Source organism: Croceitalea vernalis (assembly GCF_031846405.1).
In the GTDB taxonomy this organism is placed as follows: Bacteria; Bacteroidota; Bacteroidia; order Flavobacteriales; family Flavobacteriaceae; genus Croceitalea; species Croceitalea vernalis.
In genome coordinates this window covers 56,670-69,958 of the sequence record NZ_JAVRHU010000004.1, presented here as the reverse complement: position 1 = coordinate 69,958, position 13,289 = coordinate 56,670, and the positions used below count along the sequence as shown (strand labels likewise).

At 33.3% G+C, this 13,289-nt stretch carries 14 protein-coding genes and 1 other RNA gene; 5 read left to right on the top strand and 10 right to left on the bottom strand.

Features of this window, described 5'->3' with window-relative positions; all coding sequences use genetic code 11:
• The first annotated feature begins 382 nt into the window (after window positions 1-382).
• Complete coding sequence (locus tag RM520_RS13320; protein ID WP_311388325.1) at window positions 383-877, top strand: hypothetical protein; 495 nt, start codon at window positions 383-385, stop codon at window positions 875-877.
• Between the two features lie 9 nt (window positions 878-886).
• Here the strand turns inward: RM520_RS13320 and RM520_RS13315 are convergent, their stop codons facing one another.
• From RM520_RS13315 to RM520_RS13290, 6 genes are read right to left on the bottom strand one after another with little or no spacing between them, the layout of a single operon-like run.
• On the bottom strand, window positions 887-1,438 hold the full coding sequence (locus tag RM520_RS13315) for a 1-acyl-sn-glycerol-3-phosphate acyltransferase (RefSeq protein WP_311386339.1): 552 nt from the start codon (window positions 1,436-1,438) through the stop codon (window positions 887-889).
• A 35-nt stretch (window positions 1,439-1,473) separates the two neighbouring features.
• Complete coding sequence (locus RM520_RS13310; protein WP_311388324.1) at window positions 1,474-2,601, bottom strand: iron-containing alcohol dehydrogenase family protein; 1,128 nt, start codon at window positions 2,599-2,601, stop codon at window positions 1,474-1,476.
• A gap of 2 nt (window positions 2,602-2,603) precedes the next feature.
• The gene (locus RM520_RS13305) at window positions 2,604-3,308 is read right to left on the bottom strand and encodes an HAD family hydrolase (protein WP_311388323.1); all 705 of its coding nucleotides are present in this window, start codon (window positions 3,306-3,308) and stop codon (window positions 2,604-2,606) included.
• Window positions 3,299-4,012: a 3-deoxy-manno-octulosonate cytidylyltransferase gene (gene kdsB, locus RM520_RS13300; protein WP_311386402.1), complete on the bottom strand. Its 714-nt coding sequence runs from the start codon at window positions 4,010-4,012 to the stop codon at window positions 3,299-3,301. Before kdsB ends, RM520_RS13305 begins: the two co-directional genes overlap by 10 nt.
• A gap of 36 nt (window positions 4,013-4,048) precedes the next feature.
• Complete coding sequence (locus RM520_RS13295) at window positions 4,049-4,615, bottom strand: DUF4126 domain-containing protein (protein WP_311386336.1); 567 nt, start codon at window positions 4,613-4,615, stop codon at window positions 4,049-4,051.
• Window positions 4,616-4,639: 24 nt separating this feature from the next.
• Complete coding sequence (locus RM520_RS13290; RefSeq protein WP_311386335.1) at window positions 4,640-6,079, bottom strand: ATP-dependent DNA helicase; 1,440 nt, start codon at window positions 6,077-6,079, stop codon at window positions 4,640-4,642.
• Window positions 6,080-6,181: 102 nt separating this feature from the next.
• On the opposite strand from RM520_RS13290, the gene RM520_RS13285 reads away from it, so the two are divergent.
• From RM520_RS13285 to RM520_RS13275, 3 genes are read left to right on the top strand one after another with little or no spacing between them, the layout of a single operon-like run.
• Complete coding sequence (locus RM520_RS13285; RefSeq protein ID WP_311386334.1) at window positions 6,182-6,829, top strand: hypothetical protein; 648 nt, start codon at window positions 6,182-6,184, stop codon at window positions 6,827-6,829.
• Window positions 6,810-7,643, top strand: coding sequence for a DUF3822 family protein (locus RM520_RS13280; RefSeq protein ID WP_311388322.1), 834 nt, complete (start codon window positions 6,810-6,812; stop codon window positions 7,641-7,643). The genes RM520_RS13285 and RM520_RS13280 overlap by 20 nt, the downstream gene beginning before the upstream one ends.
• Window positions 7,640-8,191 (top strand): RsmD family RNA methyltransferase, encoded by a 552-nt coding sequence (locus RM520_RS13275; RefSeq protein WP_311388321.1) that lies wholly within the window; start codon window positions 7,640-7,642, stop codon window positions 8,189-8,191. The genes RM520_RS13280 and RM520_RS13275 overlap by 4 nt, the downstream gene beginning before the upstream one ends.
• Here RM520_RS13275 and rnpB read toward each other — a convergent pair.
• Window positions 8,188-8,504: RNase P RNA component class A (rnpB, locus tag RM520_RS13270), an RNA gene on the bottom strand. The genes RM520_RS13275 and rnpB overlap by 4 nt on opposite strands.
• 103 nt (window positions 8,505-8,607) lie before the next feature.
• On the opposite strand from rnpB, the gene RM520_RS13265 reads away from it, so the two are divergent.
• Window positions 8,608-10,368, top strand: a complete 1,761-nt coding sequence (locus tag RM520_RS13265; RefSeq protein WP_311388320.1) for a DNA polymerase III subunit gamma/tau — start codon at window positions 8,608-8,610, stop codon at window positions 10,366-10,368.
• Between the two features lies 1 nt (window position 10,369).
• On the opposite strand, the gene RM520_RS13260 is transcribed toward RM520_RS13265, so the two are convergent.
• From RM520_RS13260 to eboE, 3 genes are read right to left on the bottom strand one after another with little or no spacing between them, the layout of a single operon-like run.
• Window positions 10,370-10,720, bottom strand: coding sequence for a transmembrane 220 family protein (locus tag RM520_RS13260; RefSeq protein ID WP_311386330.1), 351 nt, complete (start codon window positions 10,718-10,720; stop codon window positions 10,370-10,372).
• Complete coding sequence (locus tag RM520_RS13255; protein ID WP_311388319.1) at window positions 10,717-12,096, bottom strand: alkaline phosphatase family protein; 1,380 nt, start codon at window positions 12,094-12,096, stop codon at window positions 10,717-10,719. The genes RM520_RS13260 and RM520_RS13255 overlap by 4 nt, the downstream gene beginning before the upstream one ends.
• Window positions 12,093-13,289, bottom strand: a complete 1,197-nt coding sequence (gene eboE, locus RM520_RS13250; RefSeq protein WP_311388318.1) for a metabolite traffic protein EboE — start codon at window positions 13,287-13,289, stop codon at window positions 12,093-12,095. Before eboE ends, RM520_RS13255 begins: the two co-directional genes overlap by 4 nt.

The window sequence follows — 13,289 nt, the reverse complement described above, 5'->3', positions numbered from 1 at the left end:
CATTCTTAAGTATTTTAATAAAGGGGTAACCGTTCAACGATTATTTCTAATTTTTAACTAATAGACCGGTGATTTACTCTTAGGTAAGTACTTCGGAAAATCAAAAAAATAAGTCTTTGAAAAAACAATACAGTATAGTGATGTAACGTTTTAGCAGTAAAATGAACGTCAAATTTTCTATTACTATTATGAAGGTTAGATAAAACTTAATTTAATAAACAATTGTTCTTGTTTGTTGAAACAGTAAAAACTCTTAAAAAATATTAATAACACTTAGGAAATATACTCAATATGAGAACCATCAAAATTTTAGATAAAAATACTGAGATAAGTTTTTGAAATTTTTTTATTAATTAGACGACTTAAATGGAAAATACAATGAATGCTAAAAGGTTTATGGATTATTTCGTTCTTTTTAACTACTATAATTTCTGGCCAACAAATGACTCCAGAGAATTTAATTTCACTTATTGAGCAAGAATCCGATACTTTATCAATCAGCGGCAATCAAATTCAGTTTAAAGTAAACAATGGTTTATTGATTTGCATTTTTGATGAAAATGCTAACAGAATGCGAATCATATCACCTATCATTGAACGACAGAAACTTACTGAAGACCAATTATTAAATGCACTAGTGGCAAATTTTCATTCGGTTTTAGATGTTAAATATGCATTAAGTGATGAAATCATTTGGTCTGTATATACTCATCCATTAAAAGAGTTAACTGAAGGACAGGTTGTAGATGCAATTCAACAAGTTTATGCTGCTGCTATTACTTTTGGCGATAGTTATTCCAGCACTAATTTAATCTTTCCGGGTAATTCAAAAAAAGTGATTGACACCACGAAAACAAGGGTTCTTAAAAAATTATGATTATTTAGATTATTCAACCTCAAAACTATACTCGGGAATTTTACCTTTAACCCCCTTATAGAACCCTACAATTTTTTTGAAATCATTGTCTAAATCATCAGTAGGACGAAACGGTTCGGCAAAACTGATTTTCTTTTTACCAAAATCAAAAGCTACCATGACAATTGGTACTTTCGCAGCCTTTGCGATATAATAAAAGCCCGTCTTTAATTCCTTTACCTTTTTCCGGGTTCCTTCTGGGGCAAGAGCAAATCGGAATATTTTATGAGACTCAAAAACCTTAACCATTGCCTCTACTGAATTTTGAGCGCTGGTTCTATCTATAGGCGCGCCGCCTGTCCACCTAAAAAACCACCCAAAAGGTGGCTTGAACAAACTTTTCTTACCTATGTAATTGATTTCTTTATTTAATACTTTGCGTATTAAAAGACCTAATACAAAGTCTAACCAATGCGTATGTGGTACAACGATGATAACACATTTATCAATATCTGGGAACTCACCTTCTATACGCCAACCCATTAGTTTAAAGTATAGAAACTTGGCAAATCTATGTAACATGAATTTCTTTTGAAGAGTTCAACTAAAAAGTGAGCTTAGATTTTTTGATAAATAGATTTCAACTTTTCTTTCGAAAGCTGTTCTTTCCAACTAGTCCCAAGTGCATTTTCCCAAAGGGCCTCCATGGAATAAGCTACTTCAATCATGACATCCATTTCTTTTTCCGTTAAATTGGAACAAACATTTTTTGGGAGTATAATTTGATGTTTATGAAGCATTTGTTGAAATAACATTACTCCTTCAGGATAAAATTCTTCCAAATGTTGAAATACCAAACAATTACCTATTCCGTGTTTTGTACCTAAAACGTAAGAAAGACCATAACTCATTGCATGGGCTACCCCAACTTGAGAATAGGCAATACTCATACCACCGTGCCAAGAAGCCATCATCAATTTTTCTTCAGCTTCTTCCGTTGCTAAATCGTTTAAAAAAACTTCTTTGCAAAGTTCATAAGCCTTTTCACCATAGCTTTGACTAAAAGCATTTAAATAGGTACCATTTAAAGACTCTACACAATGAATAAAACAGTCCATACCAGTATAAAACCATTGCTCATTAGGCACTGTAGCAAGTAAGTCAGGATCTAAAACTACTTGGTCATAAGTGGTAAAATCAGAATTTATGCCTAATTTTTTTTCGGGACCTAATAGAACTGCCGTTCTGGAAACTTCTGCCCCAGTCCCACTAATTGTAGGCACACCAACGTGATATAGCGAAGGTTTTTGAACCAAATCCCAACCCTGGTATTGGTCCGATGTTCCTTTATTCCCCAGCATAATCGCTACCGCTTTTGCCAAATCCAAAAGGGTTCCGCCGCCAATTCCAACAATTCCTGATGGTAATTCATCATAATCAGCTCTAATTTTTTCAACGAGATAATCTACTTGCTCAGTTTTTGGTTCTTCATCTGCTGAAATAAAAATGATTTGATCATTGAACAACCATGGTATTCGATCAGCAAAATCGGAATTTTCAAAAAAATCATCTACTAAAAAGATAAATGGAGCATCAGAATTCTTTCTCTTTGGTAATAATATATCTGCCAATTGGCCAAAACTCCCTCTCCCGAAAACTACTCTCGGCACCATTGGAAAGTTCTTATAATTTGTATTTTTCTTCAGAACTATACTTTTGTTTTCTAATTTATTTTCTGCCTTCATTCTTAATTCAAGTACTTCAAAATTTCACGAATTCCGCTAAGTTTTAAATGTCCGTTATTTTGTTCTTCTTCATTTGAAACCATTTCATGTGCCCAGGTAGTATGAAAGGGAATGTGAATGGCCTTTGCGCCAATATTAATTATAGGTATAACATCTGACTTCAATGAATTCCCTACCATTAAAAACTCATTTGTTTGAATCTCTAAATGATCCAACAGATTCTTGTAATTTTCTTCTTTTTTATCACTTAAGACTTCAACATGATGAAAATACTTTGAAAGCCCTGATTTAGCAAGCTTTCGCTCCTGATCTAATAAATCGCCCTTGGTCAATACAATCAATCGATACTGAGATTGCAATTTAGCCAAGACCTCTTCTACTCCATCTAATAATTCAACAGAATGAGCAATCATAGTTTTACCAAGATCTATTATTGCTAAAAGCTTTTCTTGACCTATATTGTTATTGGATAAATCCAAAGCCGATTCAATCATTGATAGCATAAAGCCCTTTACTCCGTAGCCATATAGCTTTAAATTCTTCATTTCCATTTTAAAAAGCTCTTGATCTATTTTATTTTTCGTTTCATAGCCTTCTAATAATTCAGCAAATTTTTCTTCAGTTTCACGAAAATATGTTTCATTGACCCAGAGTGTGTCATCTGCGTCAAAAGCAATTGTTTTTATATTAGAAAAATCTACTTCCATGCCTTTTTAGCTCTTTCTAAATCTTCGGGAGTATCAATTTCGATACCTGTTACTTGGGTCTCAACCATTTTAATTTTTTTACCGTATTCTAAAAAACGTATGGCCTCTATTTTCTCCGTCGCTTCTAAGGCAAGCATTGGTAATTTTTGAAAATCAGCCAATGCCCTTTTTCTAAAAGCATAAATGCCTTTGTGCTTATAATAAAGAGCGCCAGCACTTTTATCTCTAGGATAAGGGATAACTGAACGAGAAAAATATAGTGCGAAACTACGATTATCAACTATGACCTTGACGGTATTAGGATTTGAAATCTCTTCCCAATCAGTAATTGGTGTCATCAGAGAAGCCAAATCTATCTCTGACTTTTTATCGTTCTTAAATACTGCAATTATACGTTTCAAACTTTCGGTATCTATAAAAGGCTCGTCTCCTTGAACATTTATAACAATATCTACATTCATAGTAGATACTGCTTCGGCAATACGATCACTACCGCTTTCATGTTCTTGAATGCTCATTATGGCCTTTCCACCATTATCTTTAATGAGTGCAAAAATCAATTCACTATCTGTAACTACATAAACATCGTCAAATAGTTTAGTATTAATGACTGCTTCGTACGTTCGAAGTATTACCGGTTTTCCGTTAAGATCTTGCATTAATTTCGCAGGAAAGCGAGACGCCTGATATCGTGCCGGAATCATTGAAATTATTCTCACCCTGATTTATATTTTATTTTATTATTTACGTTTGGGTCTAAGCTTTCTATAAATACTAAATATGACAATCAAAATAATAATTACTAAAACTATGGCTAACGGAGGAACCAAGATTGAAGCTGTAGAAACCGCCAATGCTGTGCCAGTTTCAACTGTTGAAACTATTGGATTAGCCACTCCACCTGTTGTTGCAGTTGAAGTTAATCTACCTGCTGCATTTGCACCTTTAATCGCTGTGGCCGTGCCTCCACCTGCTATAATTGCCAATGACCATGTAATTACAGGATCTAAATCAGCAACTGTTGAAACCATAACAGCTGTTCCGGCAATCGCTGCAAGTGGAATTGCAATGCTATCCAGTGCATTATCCACCCATGGAATAAAATAAGCAAAAATCTCTGCTAAAGTCGCTATACCAAGTGTTAATACCGCAGCTAAACTTCCAATCCAAGTCCAGCTATCATTAAGGTCCCAAACGCCAAAATATGAAGCTAGACTTAAAGCAAATAGCGGCAAAAATACTCGAAACCCAGCAGATGCTGCTAGTCCAATACCTAAAAAAATGCTGATAATCGTTTCTGAAGTCATTTTTACAGTTTAAACTAAAATAGGTTATTCCCCTTCAACAAAAAAATCGTTTTTAAATCCAATTAAATAAAGTCTGTTTTTTGCTCTGGTTACTGCCGTATAAAGCCATCGCAAATATTCTTTTTCTATACCATTGGGCAAATAAGGCTGTTCTACAAACACCGTATTCCACTGGCCTCCTTGAGATTTGTGACAAGTAATAGCATATGAAAACTTTACTTGTAGCGCATTGAAATACTTATTATTTTTTACACCTAAAAACTTCTTATATTTCGATTTTTCATGTGCAAAATCTTTGGAAACTTCTTGATATAATTTATTACCATCTTCATAAGACAACGATGGTGTTTCTGCCTTTATAGTATCTAATAATAACACTGTTTCAAATGGTTTTTGATTAGGGTAGTCTACCATTTGAACCTTGACTTCGGCGAATTTAAATCCGTAAAGTTCCTTAATTGAAAACAACTCTAAAACCTCTATAATATCACCATTAGCAATGAAACCAGCTTCTGAAGTTGCTTTAAGCCAAAAATAATTGTTTTTGACCACCATCATATAATCTCCAACAGAAATATCATTGTCCAGAAATAATATTCTTTCACGTATATTTTCATTATACAAATTCGCTCTTTTATTTGAACGCACAATTATGGCCGTCTCTTCTTTCCCATTTTGAGAATAAGAGTCATCAATAGCTTCTTGAATTTCATGTCCATCAATCAATCTAACGATATCTTCAAAACCCGCCAATTGAAATTTAAATTCTTCGAAAAATTCTTGTTGTAATTGTTCTCTGAGGTTTGTAGCATTAAATAAAATACCTGACTCACTCCCTTGTCGCATTACCTCATCTAATTCAATCTTAGTGACTTCTTTATTATAATTTAATGACAATTTATCTTGATTAAGCGCAGGGCTTAAATCTAATCTCACGGGTGGTAATTGAGCTGTATCCCCTATTAAAATCAATTTACAATTATGACCAGAATACACATAAAAGATTAGATCATCTAATAAAGAGCCATTTTCAAATAATTTTGAATCTGAAGGGGCATCAGGTATCATAGAGGCTTCATCTACAATAAATAGAGTATCACGATGTTTATTAGGTGCTAAAACAAATTGAACACCTCCACCCGATTGTTTCTTCGGAAAATAAATCTTTTTATGAATAGTAAATGCCTTTGTGCCTGAATAGGTTGACATGACTTTAGCCGCTCTACCTGTTGGTGCTAACATCACCGCTTTCATTTTAGCTCGCCATAGGTTCTTTACTATACTACCCGTTATGGTTGTTTTTCCCGTTCCAGCATAACCTTTTAACAGAAAGAGCCTGTCTTTTTCTTTGGATAATATAAAATCAGACAATCCGCTTAGGGTTGCCTCTTGCAAAACAGTAGGTTGATGTGGAAATTTATCAATTAAAATCTTAAGAAAATCTTGCGTTTTCAAGTCGGCCATAACCCCTCAAATATAGTCATCATTTTTAGGACAAAAACTTTTGTGATTAAAAAAAAATTGTAGATTTGTGAATAACCACTAAATCTAATTAACACTTATAAAATGAAGACCATAATACAAATTGTACTTTGGATTGTTTGCATCTTTTTAGGTTATCTGATATACCAATCAGTAAATGCTCCAATTGAGTTTAACAAAGTTCGACAAGAGCGATTCTCAGAGGTTATTGCTAAACTAAAAGACATTCGAGATTCACAGGAAGCATATAAATCTGTTAATGGAAGATATGCTGGTAATTTCAAAAGTTTAATTCAATTTGTTGATACCGCTAACTACACAATTACTCAACAAAGAGATTCATCTTTCATGGAGTTTAGTGATGTTTATAAAATTGATTTACAAAAGGATACCATTATTATCGATACCTTAGGTTTTGTCAAAATAAAGGATTCTTTATTCAAAAATGACGACCGCTACAAAAGCTTAATGGATGTTCCAGGTGCAGCTAATGGAGAGAAATTTGAAATGAAAGCTGACATTATTGATAAGAGTGGGTATAAAGCTCCGGTTTTTGAAGTGAAAGTTGATAAGGAAGTTGTTTTATTTGATCAACCAAAAGACTTGCTTGCTCGTGAAAAGGCACATATGAGTGTTGAGGAAGTTAATGGAACAACTATTAAAGTAGGTTCTTTAACTGATGTTAGTACCAATGGTAACTGGCCTCCTATTTATGACAGAAAAAACGACTAGAAATAAAGGTGTCTCTATAAACGATACCGATTCTTTTAAGAATTTGTCCATTCAAGTTAGCTTGAATGGACTTTCTTTTTTTGTATTAGATAGTATCACACAAAAAGTTGATGCTTTCGAGCAAATTAATTTTAAAGTGGATACTACCCCTTATTTATTACAAAAGGAATTAAAAAAACTACTTGAAAAAAATAATTTAGACAAAGCCCTATTTGAAAAGGTTCAGGTTGTTCACAATAACGACATGTTTTGTCTTGTTCCGAAACCGCTCTTTGATGTAAATGAACTTCCGAACTATTTAAAATTTAATACCAAACTATTAGCAAATGATGAAATTGCTTATGATGAGTTGAGTCATCATGAAATAACAAGTGTTTATGTTCCATTCACTAACATCAATAATCTAATTTTTGAGTTGTACGGTGAGTTTGAATTTATTCATAATAGTTCGATGGTATTACAATCACTCTTTAACCATAAAATAGGCTCTAAACCAGTTTGTTATGCACATATTTCTAAGACTAACTTCGAGTTAATTGCATTTGACAAAAAGAAACTACTACTCTTTAACCAATTTCAATATAAAACCAAAGAAGATTTTTTATACTACTTGTTATTTACCTATGAACAGCTAGGCTTTGATACAGAATCAGTAAAGGTTAAGCTTTTTGGCTCTATTGAAGAAGGCGATGAACTTTTTAATATTTGTTATCAATACATTAAAAAAGTAGCTGTTTTTGAACCTAATACCAAAGAAATAGAATCTAACCCTAAAGATTCTATCGACCTTACCCACCTTAATACGTTTAAATGAGGATAATATCTGGAAATTATAAAGGTAGACGCATAACAGCCCCTAAAAAACTACCCGTTAGACCAACAACTGATATGGCTAAAGAAGCCCTATTTAATATTATAAACAATCGTTATTACTTTGAAGACATTAGCATCCTTGACCTTTTCTCTGGAACAGGAAATATTAGTTTTGAATTCGCTTCAAGAGGTGTAAAAAATATAATTGCGGTTGATCAACATTCAGGTTGTGCTCAATTTATATCAAAAACTTCTGAAGAACTAAAATTTGATATTTCAGTGATTAAGAGTGATGTCTTTAAATATTTGAGTAAAGCACATTTTAAATCAGATATTATTTTTGCCGACCCACCCTATAATTTTAATCAAGAGCAATTTGGCAAAATTCCTCAATTAGTATTCGAGAATTCTTTATTGAGGGAAAACGGAATGTTAATTATTGAACATTCAGAACAGACCGATTTATCTAAAATGCTTTATTATTCTGAGAGTAGAAAATATGGGGGAAATGTCTTTAGTTTTTTTGAGTTAGAAAATAATTTAATTTAAAAAGCAGGCCATAAGCCGGATTCTGTAATCACATAAGTGAATCCTTATCATTTATCTAGGTTTCTAGTTGCCTAAAAATTCTAACCGCCTACCCTCCAGCTTAAACGTGCCGTTTTTAAACACTGGTTTACATGGCGTTTCACCGTATAGAGTTTACCTGGTTTCACTACAGCCGAACTGTACTTGCTTTCTGTTGCACTTGTCCGCCCCAAAAATTTCTAATTGGGTGACGGGTATTACCCGCTATACTGCACTATGGTGTCCGGACTTTCCTCTTCTGATAAAAATCAGAAGCGATAAGGTGACCTGCTAGGCAAAGGTACTCTAATTGTTAATAAAAAAATGTTTGCTTTTTAATCTACGCTCGCCAATCCATTTCGCTCTTTTTATATTTGTAACTAGTCAAAAACTAAGTATTGGAACCCTTTGTAGTATCAGCTCGAAAATTTCGTCCGCAAACATTTAAAGATGTTGTGGGGCAAGAAGCTATTACCAATACTTTGGAAAGTGCAATTTCAAATAACCATTTAGCACAGGCTCTTTTATTTTGTGGCCCAAGAGGGGTGGGCAAAACGACTTGTGCACGTATCCTAGCTAAAAAAATTAATGAAGAAGGTTCAGAAGTTGAGGATGAAGACTTTGCTTTCAATATTTTTGAGTTAGATGCAGCCTCTAACAATTCCGTTGATGATATTCGAAATCTCACAGACCAAGTTCGAATTCCTCCGCAAGTAGGTAAATATAAAGTCTACATTATCGATGAGGTTCACATGCTATCTCAATCTGCATTCAACGCTTTCTTGAAAACATTGGAGGAACCACCGAAACACGCAATATTTATTTTAGCCACAACCGAAAAACATAAAATCATACCTACAATTCTCTCAAGATGTCAGATTTTTGACTTCAAAAGAATTACAGTAAAGGACGCGGCGAATTACCTTAAATATATTGCTAATGAACAAGGTATTTCAGCAGAAGATGATGCTTTACACATTATAGCACAAAAAGCGGATGGTGCCATGCGTGATGCGCTGTCAATATTTGATAGAGTTGTAAGTTTCTCGGGAGAAAACCTAACAAGAAAAGCTGTAACAGAAAATTTAAACGTTTTAGATTATGATGTTTACTTTGAAGTGACTGATTTAATTTTGAAAAATAAAATTCCCGAATTACTCCTTCTCTTAAATAAAACACTTGCATTAGGATTTGATGGACATCATTTTATCACCGGTTTAGCCTCACACTTTAGAGATTTAATGGTTTGCCAACACACTGAAACTATTAGCTTATTAGAAGTAAGTGAATCCACAAAGAAAAAGTATCAAGAACAAACTAAAGCAATTACAAAGCTTTTTCTTTTAAAAGCAATGGACATGGCTAATGATTGTGATTTAAAATACAAAGCAAGTAAAAACCAACGATTGTTGGTTGAACTTACCCTGATGAAACTGGCCTCCATTACTTTTAATGGAGAAAAAAAAAAGTCTGATTTCATAATACCAGCCTCGCATTTCGCTAATTTGACTTTTCCAAAAAATGAAGTTACTATAGCACCAATAACGGAAATGATTGATGCTAAATTAACTCAAGAAACAAATTTACCGGAGGATTATCATATAGAAACAACAGCACCAGAGTTTACAAATTCTACAGATAAAAATACTCAGATTATTGATAAGCCCATTCCCATAAAGATTGATCTTAATATTTCTCCTAAAAGAGTTTCAGGCCTATCAATCTCAAGTCTAAAAGCAAAAAAAGAACATGAAAAGGCGAAAGTTGATATCGTAGACCATACACAATTACCCGAAGAGGAGTTTGAAGAGTCAAAAATGCAAGAACTTTGGACTGAGTTTGTTCAAGAATTGGAAAATAATGGCAAAAAAATACTAGCTGCTAATCTTCAAGCTGATATACCTAAGCTTAAAGAAAATCATGTAATCTTTATTGAATTGCCTAATTCTACGATGAAAAAGGAAGTTGAAAGAGAACAAAGTTTAATGCTGAATTATTTAAAAGAAAAGCTCAATAATTATAGTATTTCTTTAAAAATTGCGGTTAATGAAGAGGTGGCAAAAAAGTTTGCCTTTACACCTGAAGAGAAATATGAAAAACTTAGAGAAAAGAACCCTGCTTTAGATTTACTACGAAAGGAGTTTGATTTAGATTTATAGCTTATTTCGTTTTTGTGAAACTACCAATAGTATAAAGAGACATCATTATGCCTGCTATCAAAAGTCCTAATGCTTCTCTACCTCTTTCAACATTCACAATATCACCTTCGCCAATGGTTACCCCTTCAAATTTTTCGGGCCAAGTATAAGCCGTAAGTCCTAAATAAAAAATAGCTAAAATTATAGACCATCTCAAAGGTAATCTCCCTAATCCAAACAATATTGAAGCAAATGCTGCCATACCATAAATAGCATACCACTTAGTTGCATCAGGGTCATTGTATTGCACTGCTGCCGCATAAATGAACAACGCGGCGAAAATAAATGCCAAAATCTTTAGAATTTTTTTCATTTTGAATGGTTTATATGTTGCTCTAAAATATTGAAAACAGCAGTTGGTTCAATTTGTTCGTTAAATTCCAAATCACGGTTGTTAGAAATAAAAATAGGAAAATCCTGTTTACTTTCAGGAATTCGCCCATGTGAGCCTTTTATAAGCTTAGCGTTTAATGGGATTATATTTAGCACTGTTCTAAGACCGAGTTTCTTTTTTAATAGTTTCCAAAATATTTTAAAAATTATCAATTTGTCTTTTGGATCAGTAAGCATTTCTACAGGATCATAACCAGGTTTTTTGTGAATATCTACCATACGAGCATAATCGGGTGCTTTTTTATCGTCATTCCAAAAATAATAGGTGAACCATGATGAGCTATTTGCAATTACAACTAAATCACCAGCGCGCTCATGATTTAATTGTATTTCATTCAATTCTGATTTTTCAATAACCTTTTCAACCCCCTTAACTTCTTCTATTATTGCTTTTATCGCTTTAACATTCAATTGATTCTTGATGTATATATGACAAATTTGGTGATCAGCAACTGCAAAAGCCTCACTTGCTCCTGCATCAAGCAACTCAAGCCCTCGCTCTTCTCTAATCGCTAAGTAGTTCTTTTCACGTAACACTCGATTTAAATGAATCGGGTTATTAACGTTAGTTATTCCATATTCGGAAAGTAAAATGATTTCAGAATTCTTTGATTGGTAATAGTCTACAAGGTCTTTTACAACTTTGTCTATTTCATTCAAATCATTAGCAATGATATCAAAATCAATTCCGAATCGCTGAAGGTTATAATCCAAATGTGGAAGATAAACAAGGGTCAAGGTCGGGTCATGAATTTTATCAGTTTCAATACTTGCATCAGCTATCCATTTACTTGATTTAATTGACGTTTTGGGACCCCAAAAACTAAATAAAGGAAAAGTACCTAGTTTTTTTTGCAAAGTATCTCGAAGGCTTGAAGGGAAAGAATAAACATCGGGTAATTTGCGACCATCTGCTAAATAATTTGGTCTTGGAGTTAAACTAAAATCAACACTTGAATACATATTATACCACCAAAACATATTGGAACATGTAAAGCTCTCATTTTCACTTTTAAGCTTTTTCCATAGTTTTGGAGCTTGAACAAGCTTATTAGATTGTCGCCAAAACTTCACTTCACATTCTTCTTTAAAATACCACCCATTACCAACAATACCGTGATTTGAAGGCCATTCTCCTGTTAAATATGTAGATTGCGCCGTACATGTCACTGCTGGTATGACGGGTCTAATGAAGCTACTTTTACCCTTTTCTAAAAAGGATTTTATAAATGGAGTATGTTCTCCAATTAATCTTTTGGTTAAACCGACTACATTTATAACAACTGTTTTATTCATGTTAGTTGACCTTTTAACCATTCAATTTCTCTAACAATTGATTCGGTAAGTTCTTTTTTAAGGTGTTTTGGAAGTACTTCCCAAGTATAAGTTTCGATCTCTAGATGATTGCAGATTTGATTCTCCTTCAAATATAAAATTGTCTTAATAATATGATCTTGAGTAGAATATAAGCTTGTGAATTTTTCTAAGAAAATTGGAACATGAAAATGAGCTCTTAACTCCTTAACCGATTTTTTGTTTTCTAATACAATAGGTAAATCAGAATGGGTTTTAACCACCCCCTCATTATATTCCGTAACCTGATGTAAATAAGTTGGCTCATTAAACTTAGCGAGTTCATCCCATACCATATCATCATTTTCGTTATCAAATAAGATCTTTAAAGCTGCACTTACTTGAATTTTACCAACCAAAATTCCAGCTTTTTTAAATTTCTGAAAAGTTTCAGAAGGCTCTTCATAGGCCAATGAAAAGTGGCAAATATCATAACAAACGGTTATATATCTTTTAATAAGATCAATTGCTTTTTGTTTTTCAAAACCAAATTCGTTCTTAAACATAACCACACCTTGTGGTAGCAAAAACTCATTAAAAAAATCAAGTACTTCACTACTGTTTTCTAATATACCATCTGGTTCTGGTTCAATGTCAAGATGTAAATAATTACCATGGTCCTCTTCATTTTTAAACAATTGTAATGCTATTGAAAGCATGTTCTCTGCTCCTATTCTTTTGGCTTCTGTCAATTCTGATGGTGTTTTAAACCAATGCTTATAAGATATAGGTGATGTGGATATTCCTCCAGAAACGCCTTTTGGCACTAAAAGATTGAGTTGGTTAAATAGTCTTGAAGTGTAGTTTACACGATCTTTTGTTGTCCAATCGGGTTCATGAACGTTATCTTTAACTACCTCACCATGAAAGTTACCATAAGGAAAACCGTTCATGGTAAAAACATAAAGTTTATGTTCCGCTAACCAATTCTTAAACTCGGTTAAGTTTTCTTCTAAACCCAGTTCTTCACTAGCCTTATTTGACAAGCGCAAACCAATCCCAAAATCTTGATTATGCGAAACTCTTTGTTTAATCGTTGGAAGGTTAGTTTTTAAACTTGCAAAGGTTACATTCCAATTCTCACCAGGATGAATGTTTGTACAATAGGTTAAATAGTATAAATTAGAAATCAACAT

What these genes read in the sequence shown, in the direction of transcription:
- RM520_RS13295 (WP_311386336.1), bottom strand. Translation starts at nt 4,615, where the DNA reads ATGACTTCAGAAACGATTATCAGCATTTTTTTAGGTATTGGACTAGCA.
- RM520_RS13305 (WP_311388323.1), bottom strand. Translation starts at nt 3,308, where the DNA reads ATGGAAGTAGATTTTTCTAATATAAAAACAATTGCTTTTGACGCAGAT.
- RM520_RS13280 (WP_311388322.1), top strand. Translation starts at nt 6,810, where the DNA reads ATGACAGAAAAAACGACTAGAAATAAAGGTGTCTCTATAAACGATACC.
- RM520_RS13290 (WP_311386335.1), bottom strand. Translation starts at nt 6,079, where the DNA reads ATGGCCGACTTGAAAACGCAAGATTTTCTTAAGATTTTAATTGATAAA.
- RM520_RS13315 (WP_311386339.1), bottom strand. Translation starts at nt 1,438, where the DNA reads ATGTTACATAGATTTGCCAAGTTTCTATACTTTAAACTAATGGGTTGG.
- RM520_RS13255 (WP_311388319.1), bottom strand. Translation starts at nt 12,096, where the DNA reads ATGAATAAAACAGTTGTTATAAATGTAGTCGGTTTAACCAAAAGATTA.
- RM520_RS13260 (WP_311386330.1), bottom strand. Translation starts at nt 10,720, where the DNA reads ATGAAAAAAATTCTAAAGATTTTGGCATTTATTTTCGCCGCGTTGTTC.
- RM520_RS13320 (WP_311388325.1), top strand. Translation starts at nt 383, where the DNA reads ATGCTAAAAGGTTTATGGATTATTTCGTTCTTTTTAACTACTATAATT.
- RM520_RS13310 (WP_311388324.1), bottom strand. Translation starts at nt 2,601, where the DNA reads ATGAAGGCAGAAAATAAATTAGAAAACAAAAGTATAGTTCTGAAGAAA.
- RM520_RS13285 (WP_311386334.1), top strand. Translation starts at nt 6,182, where the DNA reads ATGAAGACCATAATACAAATTGTACTTTGGATTGTTTGCATCTTTTTA.
- kdsB (WP_311386402.1), bottom strand. Translation starts at nt 4,012, where the DNA reads ATGATTCCGGCACGATATCAGGCGTCTCGCTTTCCTGCGAAATTAATG.
- eboE (WP_311388318.1), bottom strand. Translation starts at nt 13,289, where the DNA reads ATGTTGATTTCTAATTTATACTATTTAACCTATTGTACAAACATTCAT.
- RM520_RS13275 (WP_311388321.1), top strand. Translation starts at nt 7,640, where the DNA reads ATGAGGATAATATCTGGAAATTATAAAGGTAGACGCATAACAGCCCCT.